At 71.5% G+C, this 21,473-nt stretch carries 16 protein-coding genes and 3 pseudogenes; 11 read left to right on the forward strand and 8 right to left on the reverse strand.

Features of this window, described 5'->3' with window-relative positions:
* Window positions 1-7 precede the first annotated feature (7 nt).
* Window positions 8-2,095: a SpoIIE family protein phosphatase gene (locus tag ACY0PA_RS05185; RefSeq protein ID WP_473083555.1), complete on the reverse strand. Its 2,088-nt coding sequence runs from the start codon at window positions 2,093-2,095 to the stop codon at window positions 8-10.
* 191 nt (window positions 2,096-2,286) lie between these two features.
* A complete protein-coding gene (locus tag ACY0PA_RS05190; RefSeq protein ID WP_473083556.1) occupies window positions 2,287-2,769 on the reverse strand; it encodes an NUDIX domain-containing protein in 483 nt (160 codons plus the stop codon).
* Window positions 2,770-3,162: 393 nt separating this feature from the next.
* Between ACY0PA_RS05190 and ACY0PA_RS05195 the strand changes: the two are divergent.
* Window positions 3,163-3,489, forward strand: a pseudogene (locus ACY0PA_RS05195) (YncE family protein); the annotation flags it as partial.
* A gap of 33 nt (window positions 3,490-3,522) precedes the next feature.
* Here the strand turns inward: ACY0PA_RS05195 and ACY0PA_RS05200 are convergent.
* The gene (locus tag ACY0PA_RS05200) at window positions 3,523-4,755 is read right to left on the reverse strand and encodes a cytochrome P450 (protein WP_473083557.1); all 1,233 of its coding nucleotides are present in this window, start codon (window positions 4,753-4,755) and stop codon (window positions 3,523-3,525) included.
* 120 nt (window positions 4,756-4,875) lie between these two features.
* Complete coding sequence (locus ACY0PA_RS05205; protein WP_473083558.1) at window positions 4,876-5,754, reverse strand: hypothetical protein; 879 nt, start codon at window positions 5,752-5,754, stop codon at window positions 4,876-4,878.
* A 43-nt stretch (window positions 5,755-5,797) separates the two neighbouring features.
* Here ACY0PA_RS05205 and ACY0PA_RS05210 point away from each other — a divergent pair.
* Window positions 5,798-6,040, forward strand: a pseudogene (locus ACY0PA_RS05210) (hypothetical protein); the annotation flags it as partial.
* A gap of 44 nt (window positions 6,041-6,084) precedes the next feature.
* Here the strand turns inward: ACY0PA_RS05210 and ACY0PA_RS05215 are convergent.
* Window positions 6,085-7,224 carry a PP2C family protein-serine/threonine phosphatase gene (locus ACY0PA_RS05215; protein WP_473083559.1) on the reverse strand — a complete coding sequence of 380 codons (1,140 nt, stop codon included), beginning with the start codon at window positions 7,222-7,224 and terminating at the stop codon, window positions 6,085-6,087.
* 511 nt (window positions 7,225-7,735) lie between these two features.
* Between ACY0PA_RS05215 and ACY0PA_RS05220 the strand changes: the two genes are divergently transcribed.
* Complete coding sequence (locus ACY0PA_RS05220; protein WP_473086237.1) at window positions 7,736-9,073, forward strand: MFS transporter; 1,338 nt, start codon at window positions 7,736-7,738, stop codon at window positions 9,071-9,073.
* A gap of 27 nt (window positions 9,074-9,100) precedes the next feature.
* Entirely contained in the window at window positions 9,101-9,589 is a 489-nt protein-coding gene (locus tag ACY0PA_RS05225) for a MaoC family dehydratase (protein WP_473083560.1), read from the forward strand.
* A 57-nt stretch (window positions 9,590-9,646) separates the two neighbouring features.
* On the opposite strand, the gene ACY0PA_RS05230 is transcribed toward ACY0PA_RS05225, so the two are convergent.
* Complete coding sequence (locus ACY0PA_RS05230; protein ID WP_473083561.1) at window positions 9,647-10,480, reverse strand: VOC family protein; 834 nt, start codon at window positions 10,478-10,480, stop codon at window positions 9,647-9,649.
* A 281-nt stretch (window positions 10,481-10,761) separates the two neighbouring features.
* On the opposite strand from ACY0PA_RS05230, the gene ACY0PA_RS05235 reads away from it, so the two are divergent.
* The 3 genes from ACY0PA_RS05235 (at window position 10,762) to ACY0PA_RS05245 (ending at window position 13,940) form a co-directional block, all read left to right on the forward strand.
* Window positions 10,762-11,604 carry a SigB/SigF/SigG family RNA polymerase sigma factor gene (locus tag ACY0PA_RS05235; RefSeq protein WP_473083562.1) on the forward strand — a complete coding sequence of 281 codons (843 nt, stop codon included), beginning with the start codon at window positions 10,762-10,764 and terminating at the stop codon, window positions 11,602-11,604.
* Between the two features lie 359 nt (window positions 11,605-11,963).
* A complete protein-coding gene (locus ACY0PA_RS05240; RefSeq protein ID WP_473086238.1) occupies window positions 11,964-13,505 on the forward strand; it encodes an FAD-dependent oxidoreductase in 1,542 nt (513 codons plus the stop codon).
* A 39-nt stretch (window positions 13,506-13,544) separates the two neighbouring features.
* Entirely contained in the window at window positions 13,545-13,940 is a 396-nt protein-coding gene (locus tag ACY0PA_RS05245) for a hypothetical protein (RefSeq protein WP_473083563.1), read from the forward strand.
* A gap of 376 nt (window positions 13,941-14,316) precedes the next feature.
* On the opposite strand, the gene ACY0PA_RS05250 is transcribed toward ACY0PA_RS05245, so the two are convergent.
* Entirely contained in the window at window positions 14,317-16,488 is a 2,172-nt protein-coding gene (locus ACY0PA_RS05250; RefSeq protein ID WP_473083564.1) for an ATP-binding protein, read from the reverse strand.
* A gap of 353 nt (window positions 16,489-16,841) precedes the next feature.
* Between ACY0PA_RS05250 and ACY0PA_RS05255 the strand changes: the two genes are divergently transcribed.
* The 4 genes and pseudogenes from ACY0PA_RS05255 (at window position 16,842) to ACY0PA_RS05270 (ending at window position 20,706) form a co-directional block, all read left to right on the forward strand.
* Window positions 16,842-17,192, forward strand: a complete 351-nt coding sequence (locus ACY0PA_RS05255; RefSeq protein WP_100594530.1) for a VOC family protein — start codon at window positions 16,842-16,844, stop codon at window positions 17,190-17,192.
* A gap of 169 nt (window positions 17,193-17,361) precedes the next feature.
* Window positions 17,362-19,752, forward strand: coding sequence for an ATP-binding cassette domain-containing protein (locus ACY0PA_RS05260; protein ID WP_473083565.1), 2,391 nt, complete (start codon window positions 17,362-17,364; stop codon window positions 19,750-19,752).
* Between the two features lie 49 nt (window positions 19,753-19,801).
* A pseudogene (locus tag ACY0PA_RS05265) lies at window positions 19,802-20,440 on the forward strand (flavin-dependent monooxygenase); the annotation flags it as partial.
* Between the two features lie 74 nt (window positions 20,441-20,514).
* Window positions 20,515-20,706: a CsbD family protein gene (locus ACY0PA_RS05270; RefSeq protein ID WP_473083566.1), complete on the forward strand. Its 192-nt coding sequence runs from the start codon at window positions 20,515-20,517 to the stop codon at window positions 20,704-20,706.
* A gap of 54 nt (window positions 20,707-20,760) precedes the next feature.
* Here ACY0PA_RS05270 and ACY0PA_RS05275 read toward each other — a convergent pair whose 3' ends face one another.
* Window positions 20,761-21,405, reverse strand: coding sequence for a formylglycine-generating enzyme family protein (locus ACY0PA_RS05275; RefSeq protein ID WP_473086239.1), 645 nt, complete (start codon window positions 21,403-21,405; stop codon window positions 20,761-20,763).
* Window positions 21,406-21,473: the final 68 nt, after the last annotated feature.

Raw genomic sequence — 21,473 nt, forward strand, 5'->3', positions numbered from 1 at the left:
CGAGGCTTTACGACGTGGACCCCAGCGGGCGGGCCCGGGCGATCAGGAGGGCCACGTCGTCGCGGTCCCCCTCGTCCCGCAGTGCCACGAGGAGGTGGTCGCAGACCTCGTCCAGGGACCCCTGCGGCTCGGAGAGCAGATCGAGCAGTGTGTTGATGCGGGCGTCTATGGCGTCGGAACGCGTCTCGATCAACCCATCGGTGTAGAGCACGAGTTGGTCGCCGCTCTCCATCTTCACGGTCGTCTCCTGGAAGGCGACGTCGCCCACACCGAGGGGTGTCCCCGTGGGCAGGTCGAGGAGTTCGGGGCGCCGGCCGGGCCTGACCAGGATGGGCGGCAAGTGACCCGCGACGGCGATCCGGCACTCGCCGCGGTGCGGGTCGTACACGGTGTATATGCACGTGGCGAACGCGGGGTCGAGTTCGGCGGCGGTGTGGTCGAGGTGGCGGAGCACCTCGGCCGGCGCGAGGTCCAAGTCCGCCAACGTGCGGGTGGCGGTGCGCAGTTGGCCCATGGTGGCGGCGGCGTTGATGCCGCTGCCCATCACGTCACCGATCACGAGGGCGGTCTTGTTCCCGGCCACCGGGATGGTGTCGAACCAGTCGCCGCCGATCTCGCTGGCCGACTGGGCGGGCTGGTAGCGGTAAGCGATCTCCAGGCCGGGCCTGCGGGGCGGCCTGGGCGGGAGCAGGTGGCGCTGGAGAGTGAGGGCGGTGCGGCGTTCACTCTGGTACGAGCGGGCGTTGTCGATGCAGACCGCCGCGCGGGCGGCCAGTTCGCCGGCCAGGACGACGTCGTCCTCGTCGAACGGCAGCTCGTTCCTCGCGCGGCCCAGGTCCAGCGCGCCGAGCACCTCTCCGCGCGCGATGAGCGGCACCGCCAGATAGGAGTGCAGCCCCGCCCGGGACAGGACCCCGGCGGACTTCGGGTCGGGGGCGATGCGCTCCAGGTCCGCTTCGCTCACGTGCTCCACCAGCACCGGGCGCCCTGAGGTCACGCACTGGGTGATGTACCGGTCGGCCGCGTAGCTGGCGATCTGCCCGGGGGTGTCGGCGGCGTGGAGCGCGTTGGTGGAGTAGGCCGCCGTCACCGCCAGTGCCCGGAACAGAGCGGGTCCTCCGGCGGCCGGGGTGGTCTGGCCCCGGCCCTGGAGCACGGCGTCGAGTATGTCGACCGCCGCCAGGTCGGCCAGCTCTGGGACGACCACCGACGCCAGCTCGTGCGCGGTCTGCTCGACGTCCAAAGTGGTGCCCACGGTCCTGGACGCGTCGGCGATGAAAGCCAGGCGCCGGCGGGCCCGGGCGGCTTCCTGCGAGGCCCGGTGCTGTTCGCTCACGTCCACCACGGAGATGGCCAGGCCGAGGACCCGGCCGGCCGGGTCGTCCAGCCGGTAGTAGGACACCGACCAGGCGTGTTCCACGTCGGAGGCGCCGCCGGGGCGGCCGACGGTGAACTCGTTGAGGACCGGGGTGCCCGTGGCCATGACCTGGCGCATCGTGGCCGTGATGGCTGCAGTGTCCAGGAACGGAAGGGCCTCGCCGACGCCTCGGCCGATGTGCTGCTCGGCGGGCAGGGCGTTGATGCGTTCCAGCGCGGGGTTGACCATCACATAGCGCAGGTTCGTGTCCAGGACCGCGAGCCCGATGGGCGACTGGGCCACCAGCTGCACGGACAGCGCGAGGTCCCTCTCGACGCGGCGCAGGAGGGCCCGGTCGCTGGCGATGCCGAGGGCGTAGACGTCTCCGAGCTCGTCGTGGAGCCGCATGTTGCGGAACTCCACCAGGCGGGTGCTGCCGTCCTTGTGGCGTACGGGGAAGACGCCTGCCCAGCTCCGGCCGCTCTCCATGACCTCGGCGAACAGGCCGAGCACCAGATCCACGTTTTCCGGGGCGACCAGGAGCGGCGCGGCGTACTGCCCCAGCGCCTCCTCGGCGGTGAAGCCGAACAGTTCCTCGGCCTGCGGGCTCCACAGGCAGATCCGGCCCTGGGCGTCGATCATCACCGCGGCCACGGCCAGGGCGTCCAGAAGGCCGCCGGGCTCGGAAACCGTGCCCGCCGTCGTCAGGCCCGTCGGCGACGAACCGATCGCATCCATCCAGTCACCTCCCCAGAATCGCCGGGGTCCGAGGGACGGCTGAAGGGGATCAGCCCGGTTCGGGATGTCATCGACTCCATCGAGGACGAGTATTTTGTCAGCCGGAGCCCCGGCGTGTACTGCGGTCCAGATTCTCGGCCATGCTGCCTCCAGACTCCCCACGGCATTTTATGCCCCTTTCCCGGGGAAGGTCATGTTCGCTTCCTCCACTGGTGGGCCGCGCCCATGCGGGGCAGGCGGAATATTGAAGACAGGCCACAGCGCACACCGGTCATCGCCAAGCCGTCGACCGCCGCAGGGGACAGCTCGGACTCCCGCAAGCCGGACAGGGGCATCCAGGCGACGGCGCTGGTGGAGTCGTCCCCCTTGGTCACCACGGGAGAGCCGGGCTTGAGGTCGACACGGTAGAAGAGCCCCACCAGATGCCAGTCGATGCCGAGCCGGTGAGCGGTGTACGCCCTCGCGTCGACCAGCCGGGCGTCCAGGAGCTCCAGGCCGGTCTCCTCGTACAGCTCGCGCCCCAACGTCTCGTGCGGCTGCTCCCCCGGGTCGATCCCGCCACCGGGCAGGTGCCACAGGCCGGGCTCGAACACCGGTGAACTGTCCGCGAGTTGGGTGAGCAGCGCCTGCTCGTCCATGACAGCGACCGCATACGCCGAGACACGCGAACGCATCTGACCTCCCACGTTGCACCCCTGCGCACATCGCCGTCCCGATGACGGCCGACGCAGGGGAACAACCTATCGATCACGGGCGCCGCACGGTCGGGAATCACGGTGAACGCATGGAGCCCGCACCACGCGTCAACGTGACACGCCGATCAGCTCCGTGCGGGTGTCCCGTGCGGGTATGGCAGAACATGGCACATGTCCGCTCGTTGAGATGCCCGAGGACGTCTTCAGGTTCCTGTCGTGGCGACGGCAACCGGTGCACACCCTGAGGGCGAGCCTCCGTCAAGGCCCCCTCCGCGCCCCCCACCGGGTAGGGAGGGGGCCTTCCTCGTCGTACCGCCCCTTGGGCCGGCCGCGTCGGCATCAGCCGATCGGCTGATGCCGGTGCAAGGACGCCGTCGAACCGATGACCGCCGCACACACCAGCACGGCGCCCGGCTCACCCCCGACGGCACGCTGCTCGCCGTCGGCACGGGACCGATCAGCGCAGGCGACAACGACGCCTCGCTGACCATCCGTACCGTCGAGGGAAAGGAGCGCGTCGTCCCGCTCGACGGCCCGCACGAGGACGTCGCCGCGTCGCGCGACGGCCGCACCGCCTACGTCACCGGAGGCTTCACGCGAGACGGATTCTGGGACGGGATCACCGTCGTGGACCTGGAGAGCGGGAAGACCCACCGGCTGCCCGCGGGTCGTCGGCCATTGGGCATTGCCGTTCTGTGACGGTGCCCAGCCCCGCACGGGCCCGGCCCCGACTCAGATGCGAACCGGCAGCGCGATCGGATAGGTGCCGTCGCCCGCGAACCCGCCGCGCTCGACGGCCTCCCGCTCGACGGCCAGCTTGAGACTGTCCCGGCGCAGGAACAGCTCGTCGAGGATCACCTCGGTCTGGAGGTTGGCGAGCGCGGCGCCGATGCAGCGGTGCGCGCCGTGTCCGTACGCGATGTGCCCGGCCCCGCGTGCCACCTCGCGTGTGAGGTCGAGCCGCGTGGCGTCGTCAAAGGTTCCCGGGTCGCGGTTGGCTGCCAGCAGTCCGCTCGTCACGCCCTCGCCCTGGCGCACGAGGACGCCGCCGAGTTCCACGTCCTCGGTGGCGTACAGGGTGGCGCCGACCCGTACCGCCGACACATGGCGGAGCAACTCCTGGACGGCGCGCGGCAGCAGGTCGCGCTCGGCCCGCAGCCGGACCGCCTCCTGCGGGTGGTCGAGGAGGGTGAGGACCGCGTCGGTGATGAAGAAGGCGGGCGGCGCGATCCCCGTGTTGATCAGCAGGAAGACGAGCGCGATCATCTCCTGGCGCGTCAGGCGCTGCCCCTCGGCCGCCGTGGCGCTGGAGCGCAGCAGATCGGAGACCAGGTCCTCCTTGGGCGCCGGGCCACGGAGGTCGAGCAGCCGGCCGATGTACTCGGCGAGGTGGTCGATGCCGGGCAGGAACCGGTCCGGTTCACCGGACTCGTAGTCCCTGATCCAGCCGCTCACCTTCGGCCGGTCGGCCGCGTCCACGCCGATGATCTCGCAGATGACGTCCGTCATGACCGGGTAGGCGAAGGCTCTCAGGAGGTCGAACTGGTCCCCCTTCGCGACGAGTTCACCGGTCACGTCCTGGACGATGCGCTCGATGCGCGGCCGCAGCGCGGCGATCCGGCGCGGCGCGAAGGCCCGCATCACGTGTGTGCGCAGGCGGGTGTGCTCGGGCCCGTCGACCATGACGAGGATCTCCAGGTACTGCCGGTACTCCGGCGGCAGCCCCGCGTCGTCGAGCAGTTCCGCGCCGACACCCCCGCCCTGCGTACCGGGAACCTTCGCCGGGTCCCGTACGAAGCGGGTGTCGCCGAGCGCCGCCTTCACCACGTCGTAGCGCGTGGCCAGCCACACGGGGGTTGTGGTCCCCGGGAGTGTCACCCGCACCAGCGGGACGTCGTGGCCGTGCGACGCCTCGTCGATCTGAGCGTGGGTCAGTTGTCGTGGTGCGGCGGTCGGATCGGTCATGTCCTCACTCCGTTTCGCGAGCACGTATCCCCTGACGTGATCTCGGTCGCCAGCATCCAATGGAACTTGGGTACGGGTGGGTGGCGTGACCAGTTCGTGATGCACGGGTGAACTCCGTGCTCAGCGGCCGGAATCGCCTCCGGAGAGCCGCTCAACGGCCCGGGACGTACTCGCTGCTCTCCGCTGGGCGGCCTTCAGTTCGCGTGCGGCGTCCCGGACCCGTACGGACGCCTCGTCCGCCGCCTCGGCAGCGGTGCGCCGCTCCTCCTCGGCCTCGCTGAGCTGAACCGTCAGGAGTGCGACGCGTTCGTCCGCCGCGGACCGCCGGGCGGTGGCCCGCTCGTGCTCCTCCTCCGCACGGCGCACGTCGTCGTCGCGACGGCCCGCTTCGGCCGCGGCCTCGGTGGCTGCCTTCATCGCCTCCTTCAGGCGGGCGCGGCGCTTCTCCTCAGCGAGGTCGGGGGCCTTGCTCGCGGGGGTAGGGGTGGGCCTTTCGGCCTTCTTCGACACCTGCGCCAGAGGCGCCGTACCGGGGAAGTCGGTGGACACGGCGGGCACCTTCGTGAGCCTCCCGGCGGCCCACTGCTCGGCGACCTCCGCGTCGGCCAGCGCCGCGCGGAGGATCTGTTCGACCTCGTGCAGGACGCTCGGGCTCACCGGCTGGCCCGCCCGTCTGGCGAGCCCGCCCGCCTGTCGCGCGAGGCCCGCGATCAGCACATGCTGCTGGTGGCTGAGAGTCCGGAACTGCTCCGGGTCGAGCGTACGGTGCGCTTCCCGCAGCGCCTCCGCGAGCTCGAGGAACTGCCCCGCCTCCTCCGTCTGACGCGCCAGGAGGTTCGACACCCAGGCGGCGAGAGTCGGCTTGCGGAAGGCGGCGATCCGACGCGCGGCGGCCGCGTCCCCGGCCCGTTTCGCCTCGGCGACCTGTTCGCTGCGTGCGGCCATGAACTGTACGGGCGGCAGGCGGTAGAGATCCTCGGCGACATCATCTGCATCCACACGCCCACTCTGCCGTGCGGGCGGCGCGCGCGGCTGAGACGCGCCGGTCGCCGTGCTTCAGCAGGACTGGGGCGCCGCGCTCGGCTTCGACGCGGCTGCGCTGTGGAGCGCCTGGGCCGAGGACCTGCGGCACACCCTGGTCGCGCGCGGCCACTTCATGGCGGAGGAGGCGCCCGCCGAGGTCACGAAGGCACTTCGGGACCTGTGCAGATCTCCGTGGAGCACCCGCCCCTCAGACGTTGCCCGAGTCACTCACCGAGGCCCCTTGACAGTCACAGCAATGTGACTCGGCGAGTCGGCTCACGGTCCGTGGCCCTGGAAAGTGACCGTTCAGATCCCACGTCCGCGAGCCCTCGACGGCGGCGCTCCGTCGGGGTAAGCGTCGGCGGTCTGGTCCGTCATGGGCCGGCTGTCGAGAAGCGGGCGGAGGAGGTGCCGGCTGGGTACGCGTTCGATGACGAGGAGCGCGATGTCGTCATCGAGCTGCCCGCCGGTGTGGGCGAGCAGGTCGCGGTGAATGTGGTTCAGCAGGGAGTCTGGGCCGCCGGCGGGAAAGGACGGGAATGAGGCGACCCGCTCGGCGAGCGGGTAGAAGGCGCCGGTGGGCGAGCGGGCCTCGATGACTCCGTCGGTGTAGAGGACCAGGAAGTCACCGGCCGTGAAGGTGAAGCGGTCACTGAGGAGCGGGGGGAGGGGTAGTTCGCCCATGCCCAGGGGTGGTGCGGACTGACGTGGCGCAAGCTCGGTGACCTGGCGTTCGCGCACCAGCAGTGGGGGTGGATGGCCGCAGGTGACCATCTCGGCTCGTGGGCCGTCGTCCGGGATGTCGAGCACGAGGGTGGTGACGAAGTGCTCTCCGGCGTCGTGTTCGGTGTCGGCGACCTCCTCCAGGTTCCGGGCGACGCTGTCCTCCATGGCCGCCACCAGTTCGGGCAGCTGAGCGTGGCGGTGCGCGCCCTCGCGGAACGCCCCGAGCACGACCGACGCCTCGCCGATGGAGGCGAGGCCCTTGCCGCGTACGTCACCGATGAGTGCGCGGGTGCTGGGGTGGGCGGCGCGGGCGACCGCGAACAGGTCGCCCCCGATCTTGGCCTCGTCCCCCGCGGCCAGGTACAGCCAGGCCACGCGCAGCGGACCGACCCTGCGGGGCGGCGGTCTCAGGAGCACCCGCTGCGCCGCTTCGGACACCGACCGCACCCGGTTCAGCTCCTGTCGGCGCCGTTCCCCCGCACGGCAGAAGATCACGATCAGCACGGAGAGCAAGGTGATGGCGATGATCTGCGAGATGTGGTTGGCCGTGGTCAGGCCGCCGTGCAGCACCGCTATCAGGATCTGGGCGCCGACGGCCAGGAGTCCGACCAGGGCGGTCAGCCGGGGGCCTGCGATGGAGGCGGTCAGGGCCGGTGCGATGACGAGCAGCGGGCCGAGGTGGACGTCGGTCGGCGAGTGGATGTCCACCAGAGTGATCACAACGATCAGAACGAGCGGAACAACCACCAGACCGCGGCCCGGTGGCCGCTCCAGTAGGCGATCCATCGACCATCGCCGGAATCTCACATGGGAAATTTTATACCCGCGTGACTCCGGCGCCCTGTCGCACGGACGGCGCACCGACGCCCACCACATCCCGTGTGAGCTGGGCGAATACGATGCGCACCCGGTACGCCACTCACCCTGCGCGGGTGCGCCACTCAGGCGTTCCCACGCTGCCCGCAGGACGTGGGCCGCCACTCGGACCGCCGGACCACCACACAAAAGGGAAGCAAAACTGCTCAGTCAAACTGGACAGGTATACCTGTCAAATCTACGGTGAAGGCATGAGCAAGAACGCTGTGCCCCCGCCGCGTACCCGCCAGGGGCCGACCCGCCCATGAGTAACCCCGACATACCCGCACCGGCGGCCGAGGGCGCCCCGGCAGAGTCCGAACCCGGGCCGCGCGGCGCCCCGGCGGGTCACTTCGACCGCAGGCTGATCCCGCCGATGATCCTCGGCTCGGTCCTGAACCCGATCAACTCCACGATCATCGCCGTGGCCCTCGTCCCCATCGGGGCGGCGTTCGGGGCGCCTCCCGCGCAGACCGCGTGGCTCGTCTCGGCGCTCTATCTGGCCACCGCCCTCGGGCAGCCCGTCGTCGGACGGCTCATCGACCTCTTCGGACCGCGACGCCTCTTCCTGATCAGCACGTCTCTGGTCGGCATCGCGGGCATCGCCGGCACGCTGGCCCCCAACCTGGGCTGTCTGATCGCCGCACGCGTACTCCTCGGCTTCGGGACCTGCGCCGGCTATCCGGCCTCGATGTCCCTGCTGCGCAGCGAGGCGCAGCGGACCGGCCGCGACAGTCCCGGCGGCATCCTCACCACGCTCGCGGTGTCCGGCCAGACGATCGCCGTCATCGGCCCCTCCCTCGGCGGGCTCCTCATCGACGTGGGCGGCTGGCGCGCCACGTCCGCCCTCAACATCCCACTCGCGGCGGCCGCCCTGATCCTCGGCGCCCGCCGGCTGCCCGTACAGGCCCGCCCGCGCCGCACGGGCGGCAGGAACATCGCGTCCGAACTCGACCTCCCCGGCATGGCGCTGTTCGCCGCGCTGCTGTTCTCGCTCCTGCTGTTCCTGATGAACCTGCACGCCGACGCGTGGTACCTGCTCGCCATCGCCGCCGCCGCGGCCGCCGCGTTCGCGGTACGTGAACTGCGCGCCCCCGTACCGTTCATCGACCTCAGAGTGCTAGCCGGCAACACCCCGCTGCTCGCCACCTACGGCCGCGCTCTGGTCGCCTACGTGGTCTCGTACGCCTTCCTCTACGGCTTCACGCAGTGGGCGGAGGAGGGCCGTGGGCTCTCGCCGTCGCAGGCCGGCCTCGTGCATCTGCCGATCTTCCTCACCGGTATCGCCGTCTCCACCCTCACCGGCCGCCACAAGTCGATCCGCGGCAAGCTGCTCATCGGGGCGGTCTTCCAACTCGCCGCCTGCACACTGCTGTTGAGGCTCGGCGGCACAAGCCCCATCTGGATGCTGCTCGCCGTCGCCCTGATCTTCGGCGTGCCCCAGGGACTCAACAGCCTCGCCCTGCAGAACTCGGTGTACTACCAGGCCGATCCGGCGCGCGTGGGCACCTCGTCCGGGCTGCTCCGCACGTTCATCTACCTGGGCTCGATGGTCGCCTCCGCGGCGGGCGCGACCGCGTTCGGGCAGCACGCCGACACCGGTGGCATGCACCATCTGGCCTGGTTCATGCTCGGCGCCGGGGCGCTCTTCCTGCTCCTGACCGTGTTCGACCGGAGTCTGCGCCACGTTGCCACCCCGGGCTCCCCCGCCTGATCCAGGAGGTCGGCTACCGTGCCTTCGATGACTACTACAGCGATCGGCACGGACTTCAACACCCCTATCGAAGAACGCTACTTCGAGGACTACGTTCCCGGGTCCAGCCACGTATTCGGGAGCGTCACGGTGACCGAGGAGGAGATCCTGCGGTTCGCCGGCGAGTTCGATCCGCAGAACATCCACACAGATCCCGAGGCCGCGGAGCAGGGCCCCTTCAAGGGGCTGATCGCGAGCGGCTGGCACACCGCCTCACTGATGATGCGCATGTACGCGGACCACTACGTGAGCAAGGTGGCGAGCCTCGCCTCCCCGGGCGTCGACGCGTTGCGCTGGACCCGCCCCGCGCGCCCCGGTGACAGCCTGTCGATCCGCACGACGGTGGTGTCCGCGCGCCCCTCGCAGTCCAAACCCGACCGCGGGATCGTGCACACCGACATCGAGGTGTTCAACCAGCGCGGCGAAACCGTGCTCACGCTGTCCGCGATGAACTTCCTGCGGCGCCGGACGCAGTGACGGCGGGACCGGGTCCGACGCGGACGCCAGGGCCCTGCTCCGGACGCGAGCCGTCGGTCACCGGTGGTCGTCGGGCTCCTGCGGTCGCAGTCGGGGTGCGAAGAGCGTGAACTGGGCGCCCTCGGGGTCGAGCAGGGTCACACACTCGCCCGTCGTGTCCCCGTCGCAGCCCGTCACCGTTCCGCCGTGCTCGACAGCGGCCTGGGTACACGTGGCGACATCGCCGACGGTGAAGCGGACCTGCCAGTGCGGCCGCAACTGCGGGTCGGGGGCCGATCCCGGCGTCCCGCCGACGAGCGCGGCCACCGGCTGTCCCCCACAGACGACGACGACCTCCTCGTCCTCGTACCGCACGTCGCAGCAGCCCGGGCACGCCCACCCGAGGACTTCCCCGTAGAAGATCGCGGCGTCGAACGCGTCGCGTGTGACCAGGCGCAGCCACAGGGGCGCGCCCCGGCGCCACGCGCCGAAGTTGCGGACGAGCGCGCCGGCCCAGATCCCGAAGACCGCGCCGGCGCGGTCGGACACCAGCGCCGCCCGACCGGTCTCGAAGGCGATCGGACCGACACCCACAGTGCCGCCGCGCTCCTGTACGCGGCCGACCGTCTCGTCCGCGTCGGCCACCGCGAAATAGGGCGTCCACGCGACGGGAACCTGCAGAGCCGGAGCGACCCCTCCGATCCCCGCCACGGCCCGCCCCTGCGAGAGCGCCACCACGAACCGCTCACCCAGCGAGCCCGCCCGGAACGTCCAGCCCAGGACGGCACCGTAGAACGACTCCGCGGCCGACAGGTCGCGCGCCGCCAGGCTCACCCAGCAGGGAGATCCGAGGATCGCGTGGTGCGACGTCGCGTCGTCCGGTCCGGTCCTGGAGATCAGCTTGCTGTTCATGAAGGGCGCCCCCTCTCGGCGCACGGGGGACTCGGTCAGGGCGCTGCCGGCGACCGGGTACCCCCTGGCACCGGGTCCGACACACCAGAACTCGACGGAAACCGTCCGCCGAGCGTCCATGACCCGGCGTGACGCGGCGCCCGCCGAGTCGCACATGGGCACGTGCGGCCGGAGAATCGAAGTGCAGTCGCATGTCGATGCTTCGGGCCGGAGGCCCTTGGGGGCCTCGTATGGACCGTTCCTGCGGCCCGCGCCGGCACACCGTTGAGGAGCGAATCCCGATGCTCACTGACATCACTGCGGGCCCCGCCCACCGCCGTCGTACCTCCCGCCACGCCCATGACGACACCCCCGACACGACGGCGGCTTTCGCGCGGGTGGCCGGTCTCGCCGAGGGCCCCGAGCGGGACCTGCTGTGCGAGGAGCTCGTCGAGGCGTGGCTGCCCATGGCGCACCGCATCGCCCGCCGCTACCGCAACAAGGGCGAGAGCACGGAGGACCTGGAACAGGTCGCGGCCATGGGACTGGTCAAGGCGATCAACCACTACCGGCCCGAGCGCGGGCCCTTCCAGTGCTACGCCGTGCCCACCATCACCGGCGAGCTGCGCCGGCACTTCCGCGACCGGATGTGGGACGTGCACGTGCCCCGCCGCGTGCAGGACCTGCGCAACAAGGTCCGCTCGGCCCGCCGCGACCTCACCGACCGGCCCGGCAGCCCCGAGCCCGGCGTCGGCGCCATCGCCGCGCACGCGGGGCTGACCGAGGCGGAGGTCCTCGAAGGGCTCAGGGCGATCGAGAGCTACAGCGCGCTGTCCCTCGACGCGGAGCTCTCGCCGTCCGGCCACGACGGACAGAGCCTCGCCGACGCGCTCGGCGCACCCGACACCGCGTACGACCTCATCACCGACCGCGAAGCCGCCAAGACAGGGCTGAGCCGCCTTCCCGAGCGCGAGCGCGCCATCCTCTACCTGCGCTTCTTCGAGGGCATGACGCAGGCCCGCATCGCCGAGAAGTTCGGCATCTCGCAGATGCACGTCTCCCGCCTCATCCACCTCAGCTGCGCTCGGGTACGCGCGGAGGCGGGCCGGGAGTACGGGGCGGCCGACGGCGTGACGGCCGCCTGACATCAGCCGCTTTGTCCGGCCGGCGGGAGGACACTGGGGTCAGGGGCTGAGCTCCGCCCCCTGCCCCGGCCCCTTCGGGAGCAAGGGTGGCAGCCGGCGGGGAGCGGCCGCCGCCGGGATGACTTGGGCGACGGCCGTAGGGCGCGAGGACACAGCGTCTCCCCTCCGCGAGTCCTCGCGCCCGCCTCCCGAGGCCCTCCCCCACTCGACGAGCGTCTCACCGGTATCGCGGTCACCATGTTCGAGGGGGGTGCGGGGGTTTACGGGGCACGGCGCGGGAACCCGATCGCGGGTGACGGGAAGGAGGCCTGACCGTGGCGCCGAGACTGGAACTGCCGGGGCGGGGCGAGTCGTACTGGATGCACACCAGCGGCACGACCTCCTACCCGTCTCTCAACGAGGACGTCGAGGTCGATGTCGCGGTGATCGGCGGCGGAATCGCCGGGCTCAGCACCGCCTGGGAGCTGACGCGCGCGGGCCGGAGGGTCGCCGTCCTCGAGGCCGACCGCATCGCCGCCGGAGTCACCGGCTACACCACGGCCAAGGTGTCCGCGCTGCACACCCTCGTGTACGACCGCCTGCGCCGCACGCACGGCGAGGAGGCCGCCCGGCTGTACGCCATGTCGCAGCAGGGCGCGGTGGAGCGCGTGGCCGAGATCTGTGCCGGCGTGCCCATCGACTGCGATCTGGAGCGCGCCCCGGCCTTCACCTACTCGGTCCGCCAGGAGGGCACGGCGATGCTGCGCGCCGAGGCCGAGGCCGCCCGCGAGGCCGGTCTCCCCGCGCGGTACACCGAGGACACCGGTCTGCCCTTCGCCGTCGCGGGCGCGGTCCGGGTGGACGACCAGGCGCAGTTCCACCCCCGCAAGTACCTGCTGGCCCTGGCCGGGGATCTGATCGCCCAGGGCTGCGTGATCTTCGAGCGCTCCCGGGTGACCGAGATGCTCGGCGGCATCCCGTGCACGGTGACCACCGAGGCGCAGCACACGGTGACCGCGCACGCCGTCGTCGTCACCACCCATTACCCGATCTTCGACCGCGCGTTCCTGTTCGCCCGCCTCCAGCCCCGCCGGGAACTCGTCGTCGCCGCGCCGCTCGCCTCCGACCCCGGCCCCCTCGGCATGTTCATCACCGAGGACGAGGGCCGGCGTTCGGTGCGCACCGCTCCGTACGGCGCCGACGGGCGGCGGCTGCTCATCGTGACCGGGGAGTGCTTCACACCGGGTACGGGCGACGCGGCGGCGTCCTTCGCCCGGCTCGACTCGTGGATGCGCGAGCACTTCGCCGTGGAGGACACCGCGTACCACTGGGCAGCCCAGGACAACGACTCGGGCGACGGGATTCCCATGATCGGCCCGCTGCATCCCGGCGCCCGGCACGCGTATGTGGCGACGGGCTTCGGCGGGTGGGGCATGAGCAGCGGCGTCCTCGCCGGGCAGCTGCTGAGCGGGCTGATCACCGGCGACGAGCCGCCCTGGGCCGAGCTGTACGACCCCCGCCGCCTGTGGAGCGCGGTGCGGGAAGCGCCCGCTCTGCTGCGGCAACAGGCCGATGTCGCACGGCACTTCGTCCGCGACCGGCTGCACACCGCCCATGTCGACTCCGTCACCGAGATCCCGCCGGGATCGGGCGCGGTGGTGCGCGTCGACGGACACCGATGCGCCGTCCACCGCGCCGAGGACGGCACCGTCCGCGCGGTCTCGGCGCGCTGTACACATCTGGGCTGCATCGTGGCGTTCAACGCGGCGGAGACGACGTGGGAGTGCCCATGCCATGGCTCGCGCTTCGCCACGGACGGGTCGGTACTTCAGGGGCCGGCCATGTGGCCACTGGCGCCGGTGGAGCTGCCGGTTACATCGCTTGCGCCGGATGACGGGGAGGGAGGCCCGAGTGGGCCGTGACAGGACCACCCGTTTCCACCGAGAGACACGGAGAACGACGTGAACGGCACATCAGCTTCGACAGCCTTCCCCCCGGAGGCCCCCGCTTCCCGGGACCTGGTGGAGGTCGTGCTCGGCGACTGCTCCGCGCCGGACGCCGACGCGGTCTTCCACCTCCTGGGCGACCACTTCGAATCCGACCGCGGCGAGGCCGTCCCCCACGGCACCGAGGGGCCGCGCCCCGCCGCGTGGACGGGCAACTTCCTCGTGGAACACGCCCCCGCCGAGGTCTCCGGCGTAGCCCTTGCCGGAACGGTCACGGCCGACCTCCAGGGCTGCCCCGTGGCGGTGGAACGCCTCTGCCGGACCCTGGACGCGGCCTTCGCCGTCGAGAAGGTCGGCACCGTCGCCGGCGACCAGGAGGTCGAGGTCCAGCTCCACCTCACCAACCCGTGACCACGCACATCCCCGGTCACTCAGATGGGAGTGAGCCACCATGCCCGCGCGAAGCTCGCAGTAGCCGCGCAGCCCTTCGACCAGGGCGTGAATGGCCCAACGGGCGTAGTGCGACGCGACTGGCCGCGTCGGGGCGGGGCGTCTGCCTGGACGCCGGACGAGTTTCGCGTGCCGCACTACGTCGACGACCGCACGTACTTCGAACTCGACACCTTCCACGGCGAGTTCGCCAAGGACTGCACCGAGCGGCGCCTGCCCATGCGCCACACGCACGCGGGACAACGCCGTCGACGTGTACCGGCTGTGGCAGGAGCGCAACGGCGGCAGCCACCGCGTCCCCGGCGCGCCGACGGCCTGACGCCGTCCCGCCGCCGACTCAGCCCGGGACGATGCCGCTCCCGACCTGCGCAGGAAGCGCCACCGCGGTACACCCCCGTGGCACAGGCACCGTCGGCAGGCCGCTGCGGCTCCCCCGGTCGATGTCGGTGATCAGATCCCGCAGCGCGGCGCAGCCGTGCGGTGCCGGCAGCCGGCCGTCCAGGGCGGCGAGCGCGCGGTATGCGCGCTGCCGGGCCCTGCCGGTGCGGCCGTCGCTGTGGTCGACGAACGCCTGGGCGTAGCGGGCGACGAGGCACGCCCAGGCGTCGCCGCTGATGCCGGGCTGACTGAGGGCGCGGCGGGCGCTCCGGCGCGCCGCCCGTGGCGACCGCTGCGCCTGCGTCACGGCGAGAGCGGCCAGGCTCACTGCGGGCGGCAGTCCGCCGGGGGCGTGCGGCGGGATCGTGCCCGCCGCCTCCTGGAACTGCTCGGCGGCCCGTTCGAGGTCGCCCCCGTGGAGCGCCAGCATGCCCTGCACGTGCGCGATCCTGCCGATCGTCGCGTCGTCCCCCGCCAGGACGGCGGCGGGCCACGCGTGCTGGAGCAGCTCGTTCGCTCCGCAAGGATCGCCGTACGCCGTGAGCCAGGCCGCGAGGCACAGGCCGCGCGCGATCAGGCGGGTGTCCGAGCGGCACATCGGGAGCAGTCGCAGCAGATGGCGGCGCCCCTCGTCGGCTGCGCCGTAGACCGCCCACCAGAACCACAGGTTCAGTACGGACTCCAGGGCCGCCGCCGCGAGTTCGGGCTGCCGAGGCGCGTGCTCCAGCATCGCCCTGAGCCCCTCGGCCTCGTCAAGGACGAGCCGTACGGCCTGGGGCTGGCTCCCGAGACTCCACAGGTTCTCCGCGAGGGCGGCCACCCGGTGGAAGTGGATCGCGCGGCGCTCAGCGGCGACCTCGAACTCCCTTGCCTCACGCAGCCGTTCACCGCCGAAGTCGTGGGCGGCGGGGGCCATCCGGTAACGCGGTTCGCGGATGCCGCCGGGGTCGCGGACCGGAGTCAGGACGCCGATCGCGGCGAGGCGGGTCAGGCATGCGGGCACCCGGGCAGGGGCCAGGCCGCCACCGGCGCAGACGAACGCAGCCGTCGACTCGTCGAAGTCTCCGGCCAGAATGCTGGCGCGGGCCCACACGATCCGCTCATCGCGGTCGCACAGCACGTAGGCCGCGGCGACCGCGTCCCGCAGCGACCGGTGCCGAGGCGCGGCCATGTCCGCTGCGCTCAGCCAGCACTGGTGTTCCTTGAGCCGGGCCGCGACCTCCCCCACGCTGCTCCTGGCGGCCTGCTCCGCAGCCAATTCGACCGCGAGCGGAAGCCCGCCCACGTATCGGCAGATGTCTGCCACCGAGTTCAGCTCCGCATCGCCGGATACGAAGGCGGCGCCCGCCCGCGCCAGGAACCGCTCCAGGAACAGCTCCACGGCAGGCGCGGCCCGGTCGTCGTCCGCGGGCTCGGCGCTGAGCGGCGCGAGACGCAGCACGGCCTCGCCGCCCAGCCCGAGGGGCCGGCGCGCGGTCACGAGCACGCGCAGCGACGGTACGAACTCCAGCAGCGTCTGCACCAGGCCCACGCACTCGGCGTGGACCGGATCGACGTCGTCGAGGAAGAGCAGCACGTCAGCGGCGCGCAGCCGCTCGGCGAGGGCTCCAGCACAGGCACCGGCGTCGGCCGCGGACCCGCCGCGCCGCCCGTGGATCCCACCCGCCGCCTCCAAGACGGCCGCCGTCAGCGAGGCGGGCGCCCCCGGCCCGGCACCACCGGACCCGGCATCCGGCCCGCTCCCCGGCCAACGGACGACCATGACGCGCGGCCCGGCCCCCTGCGCGCCGACGCCGGCGACGGCGTCCGAGGCGAGCCGTCCCTTGCCCACACCAAGCACACGCTCCCCCAAGCCCCGCGCATCGACATCGGCGACCGCCTCCACGCCAACCCGGCCCTCGCCCACGCCAAGAACACGCTCCACCGACCCCCGCGCGCCGACGCCGGCGACCGCCTCCGCCGCGAGTCGGCTCTTGCCCACGCCGACCTCGCCGGCCACCGTCACCAGCCGATGGTTCTCCAGGAGCGTGCGCAGGGCCTGCGACTCCTGCTCCCGGCCCACCAGTGGACCGGGCACCTGGCCGCGGTCCTCCGCCGGCGGCGCGCTGTCGCCGCCCTTGCGTGTCCACACGCCCGCCATGCTCCGCACATTCCTGCCCCTCGTCCGTCGGCAGTCACCGCCGTCCGTAGCCCGCGCCCGTCCTTGTGCAGAACCGTCACTGCACCCGCGTCACGGCAACCCCAACGCCTGAGCGGCCCCATGGTGTCGTCACCGGACGACGGTCCACTCGTCGCGCGGAACGCTCGAACCCGTGCCCGACTCCATGGAGGGGCGGAGGGCCACCGAAAGTGAGCAGTTTTGGAGAAGCGCCGGTCTTGGGCCGCGCCTAGCCTGAACTCCGTGGACAGCGCCCCTCACGGCAGCTCTCCCGCCGTCCTGGAACCAGACGACGGCCGCCACACCCACCACCTTCAGGAGTGATCATGACCAGCTCTTCCACCCAGGGGATCAAGACCGTGCTGCACCCTGTCTCCGACCTGGAGAAGGCCAAGGCCGTATACGTCGCTCTGCTCGGCGCGGAGCCGACGGCCGACGCGCCCTACTACGTCGGCTTCGACGTCGAGGGCCAGCACATCGGGCTCGTGCCGGGCGGCGGGGGCATGACCTCGCCGGTGACGTACTGGCACGTACCGGATATCGCGGCCAAGCTGGCCGAGGTCACGGCCGCTGGTGCCGTGGTGAAGGAGGCGGCGCACGACGTCGGCGGCGGCCGCCTCGTGGCCACGTTCACCGATCCCGACGGGAACGTCCTCGGGCTCCTCCAGGACCGTTGACGGGCGGCCCGGCCTGCCGGGCCCGGGCAAAAGCTCAGAAGCCAGAAGCTCTGAAGCTCTAAAGCTCAGAAGCAGAAGAAGACCAGGCGGACGGCTCGAAGCTGGTTAGATCGAGCGGCGACGCCGACGGGGTCCGCGAGGGCGGTCCCGCGCAACAGATGGAGACACGATGAGCATGGCCAAGGGGACGCAGGCGCAGTCAGCTGCACCTCACGCTGCCGACAGCCACGATCTGATCCGCGTGCACGGTGCGCGCGTGAACAACCTCAAGGACGTCAGCGTCGAGCTCCCGAAGCGCCGGCTGACGGTGTTCACCGGTGTCTCCGGCTCGGGCAAGAGTTCCCTGGTCTTCGGCACGATCGCCGCCGAGTCGCAGCGGATGATCAACGAGACGTACAGCACGTTCGTGCAGGGCTTCATGCCGACGCTGGCCAGGCCCGAGGTCGACGTACTCGACGGTCTGACGACCGCGATCATCGTCGGCCAGGAGCGGATGGGGGGCGACGCCCGCTCCACGGTCGGCACGGCCACCGACGCCAACGCGATGCTGCGCATTCTCTTCAGCCGGCTCGGGAAGCCGCACATCGGCTCGGCGAAGGCGTTCTCCTTCAATGTCGCGTCGATCAGCGGTGCGGGCGCGGTCACCATCGAGCGCGGCGGCGAGAAGGTGAAGGAGCGGCGCAGCTTCAGCATCGTCGGCGGCATGTGTCCGCGCTGCGAGGGCCGGGGTTCGGTCACCGACTTCGACCTGACCGCGCTGTTCGACGACAGCAAGTCGCTCAACGAGGGCGCGCTCACCGTCCCCGGCTACAGCGTCGAGGGCTGGTACGGCCGTATCTACCGCGGCTGCGGCTTCTTCGACCCGGACAAGCCGATCCGCAAGTTCACCAAGAAGGAACTGCACGATCTGCTCCACCGGGAGCCGACCAAGATCAAGGTCGACGGCATCAACCTGACCTACGAGGGTCTCATCCCGAAGATCCAGAAGTCGATGCTGTCGAAGGACATCGACTCGCTGCAGCCGCACATCCGCGCCTTCGTGGAGCGGGCGATGACGTTCACATCCTGCCCCGACTGCGGCGGCACGCGGCTGAGCGAGGCGGCCCGGTCGTCGAAGATCGAGAAGATCAGCATCGCCGACGCCTGCTCGATGCAGATCAGCGACCTCGCCGAGTGGGTGCGGGGCCTGAAGGAGCCATCGGTGGCGCCGCTGCTCAAGGCGCTCGGGGACACCCTCGACTCGTTCGTGGAGATCGGGCTCGGCTACCTAGGCCTCGACCGCCCGGCGGGCACGCTCTCCGGCGGTGAGGCGCAGCGCGTCAAGATGATCCGCCACCTCGGGTCGTCCCTGACCGATGTCACGTACGTCTTCGACGAGCCGACGATCGGGCTGCACCCGCACGACATCCAGCGGATGAACAACCTGCTGCTGCGGCTGCGGGACAAGGGCAACACGGTGCTGGTCGTCGAGCACAAGCCGGAGGCGATCGCGATCGCCGACCACGTCGTCGACCTCGGCCCGCGCGCGGGCACCGAGGGCGGCGAGGTGGTGTTCGAGGGCACGGTCGAGGGGCTGCGCGCCGGCGACACGCTCACCGGGCGGCACCTGGACGACCGGGCTTCCCTCAAGCCGACCGTACGGACGCCTACGGGGAAGCTGGGGGTGCGCGGCGCGAGCACCAACAATCTCCAGGACGTCGACATCGACATCCCGCTCGGCGTACTGACCGTCGTCACCGGCGTCGCGGGTTCGGGCAAGAGCTCCCTGATCCACGGCTCGGTGGCCGGGCAGGAGGGGGTGGTCACGGTCGACCAGGCCGCGATACGCGGCTCGCGGCGCAGCAACCCGGCGACGTACACCGGACTGCTCGACCCGATCCGCAAGGCGTTCGCCAAGGCCAACGGCGTGAAGCCGGCGCTGTTCAGCGCGAACTCCGAGGGCGCCTGCCCCACGTGCAACGGCGCGGGCGTCATCTACACCGACCTGGCGATGATGGCCGGTGTCGCCTCCACCTGCGACGACTGCGAGGGCAAGCGGTTCCAGGCCTCGGTGCTCGACTACCACTTCGGCGGGCGCGACATCAGCGAGGTGCTCGCGATGTCGGTGGCCGGGGCCGAGGAGTTCTTCGGCGCCGGGGAGGCACGCACGCCGGCCGCGCAGAAGATCCTTCAGCGGATGGCCGACGTCGGACTCGGCTACCTCAGGCTGGGACAGCCGCTCACCACGCTGTCCGGCGGTGAACGCCAGCGGCTCAAGCTGGCGACGCACATGGCCGAGAAGGGCGGGGTCTACGTCCTCGACGAGCCGACGACCGGCCTCCACCTCGCCGACGTCGAGCAGCTGCTCGGCCTGCTCGACCGGCTCGTCGACTCCGGCAAGTCCGTCATCGTGATCGAGCACCACCAGGCGGTCATGGCCCACGCCGACTGGATCATCGACCTCGGCCCCGGCGCCGGTCACGACGGCGGACGGATCGTCTTCGAGGGCACCCCCGCCGAACTCGTCGCCGACCGCTCCACCCTCACCGGCGAGCACCTCGCGGCCTACGTGGGCGGCTGACCGGGGGGCGAGAGCGGGCAGTCTCTGGGCCGGACGGACGCCGGTAAGATCGACCGTGCTGCGCGCCGTCACCGAGCGTCCGGTCGACGCGGGGACGGACCTCGAGCTCACTTGGGGACGGGGCGCCGAGTTCGGGCACATCGCGTTCAACGACGGCCGGGCGCAGTGGCACGCGGTCCTCAACTCGCCCGCTGGCGTGCGCCATCCGGATCCGCCGGCAGAGATGCGGCGCCGGTTCGCCGACTGGCACGACCCGGTTCCCGCACTGCTCGACGCGACGCGGCCCGAGGCCGTACTCCACCACGACATCAACGAGTTGGTCGCCCCGCTGCCCACGTATGCGGTGGGACGCGTCGCCCTCCTCGGCGACGCTGCTCGGACAAGGCGCCTGCCAGGCACTGGAGGACGCCGCCGTGCTCGCCGCCGCCGTCGCCGGTGAACCCACCGTCGAAGCTGCGCTCGGCCGCCACGACACGGACGCCGCCCGCGCAGCCGGTCCGTCGCCCGCGCCGCGCGCCAGGCGGGCCGGATGGGCCAGCAGTTGGAGCACCCCTTGGCCGTCGCCCTGCGCAATACCGCTCTCCGCCTGGCCCCGTCCCGGGTGACAGTCCGCGCGATTCTGCGCCGTGCGGACTGGACCCCGCCCCGGCCTGACCAGCCCAGCAGCACCGAGCCTCACGGAGCGTAGTCGTCCGGCGCGCGGCTTCGGTTCCGCCGTTCTACGTTGGTCGAGCAAGAGCCGTACAAGACAAAGGAGTCGTAATGGCTGACAAGGGCGGCATCGACAAGATCAAGGGCAAGGCCAAGGAGATGACCGGCAAGACCACCGGTGATCGCCGCAAGGAGGCCTCGGGCCGCGCCGACCAGGCGAAGGGCGAGGCCAAGAAGACGATGGGCGAAGCCCGCGACCGCGCCCGCGGAGTCCAGGACTCCCTGCACCGCGACGGCTCCTGACCCGAGCCTCGAAGAAGCCCCCGCGCGTCCTGCGCGGGGGCTTCTCCCCTGCTGTCACACGGTGCGGGCCAGCCGGAAACCGAGGTCGTCGATCGCGAACGTCGGGTGGCTGCGGCGCCGCACGGAGGCCCCGCAGCCACGCTCCGACTCGGCCCAGCCACCACCGCGGAAAATGCGGTACGAGCCGTAGACCTCCTCGTCGTACAGATCCCAGCACCACTCCCAGACGTTACCCAGCATGTCGTGCAGCCCCCACGCGTTGGGGGCCTTGCCGCCGACATCGCGGACTCCGCCGCCGGAGTTGTCCGCGTACCAGGCGATGTCGTCGATCGCCCCGTACCGGTAGCCCTCCGTGCCCGCCTTGCAGGCGTACTGCCACTCGGCCTCCGTCGGCAGCCGGTAGCCGTCAGCGTTCCAGTCGCAGGTCACCTCACCGCTGCCCGCGTCGCGGGTGTAGGCAGGTGTCAGCCCGGAGCGCGCCGAGATGGCGTTGCAGATGTCGATCGTGTCGAGCCAACTGACGTTCGTCACCGGCGAAGCATCGCTCGTGGCGGGAGCCGGGTCCGCTCCGGTGGCGGAGCGGAGGAGTTCCGCCGTCACGGGATGGCGGCCGAGCAGGAAGGGGGCGATGTCCGCCGTCCAACGCGTGCCGCGCCGGTCGTCCCGTAGGTCGACGGTGCCACCGGGGATGCGCACCATCCCGTTGGAGACGGTGTCTGATACGGCGTCGGTCGCGGGGTGCACCTCGTGAAGCCTCTCTGTGGAGA

This window comes from Streptomyces sp. DS1-CR2, from assembly GCF_055760475.1.

What these genes read in the sequence shown, in the direction of transcription:
- ACY0PA_RS05185 (WP_473083555.1), bottom strand. Translation starts at nt 2,095, where the DNA reads ATGGATGCGATCGGTTCGTCGCCGACGGGCCTGACGACGGCGGGCACG.
- ACY0PA_RS05190 (WP_473083556.1), bottom strand. Translation starts at nt 2,769, where the DNA reads ATGCGTTCGCGTGTCTCGGCGTATGCGGTCGCTGTCATGGACGAGCAG.
- ACY0PA_RS05200 (WP_473083557.1), bottom strand. Translation starts at nt 4,755, where the DNA reads ATGACCGATCCGACCGCCGCACCACGACAACTGACCCACGCTCAGATC.
- ACY0PA_RS05220 (WP_473086237.1), top strand. Translation starts at nt 7,736, where the DNA reads ATGATCCTCGGCTCGGTCCTGAACCCGATCAACTCCACGATCATCGCC.
- ACY0PA_RS05225 (WP_473083560.1), top strand. Translation starts at nt 9,101, where the DNA reads ATGACTACTACAGCGATCGGCACGGACTTCAACACCCCTATCGAAGAA.
- ACY0PA_RS05230 (WP_473083561.1), bottom strand. Translation starts at nt 10,480, where the DNA reads ATGAACAGCAAGCTGATCTCCAGGACCGGACCGGACGACGCGACGTCG.
- ACY0PA_RS05235 (WP_473083562.1), top strand. Translation starts at nt 10,762, where the DNA reads ATGCTCACTGACATCACTGCGGGCCCCGCCCACCGCCGTCGTACCTCC.
- ACY0PA_RS05240 (WP_473086238.1), top strand. Translation starts at nt 11,964, where the DNA reads ATGCACACCAGCGGCACGACCTCCTACCCGTCTCTCAACGAGGACGTC.
- ACY0PA_RS05255 (WP_100594530.1), top strand. Translation starts at nt 16,842, where the DNA reads ATGACCAGCTCTTCCACCCAGGGGATCAAGACCGTGCTGCACCCTGTC.
- ACY0PA_RS05260 (WP_473083565.1), top strand. Translation starts at nt 17,362, where the DNA reads ATGAGCATGGCCAAGGGGACGCAGGCGCAGTCAGCTGCACCTCACGCT.
- ACY0PA_RS05270 (WP_473083566.1), top strand. Translation starts at nt 20,515, where the DNA reads ATGGCTGACAAGGGCGGCATCGACAAGATCAAGGGCAAGGCCAAGGAG.
- ACY0PA_RS05275 (WP_473086239.1), bottom strand. Translation starts at nt 21,405, where the DNA reads ATGGTGCGCATCCCCGGTGGCACCGTCGACCTACGGGACGACCGGCGC.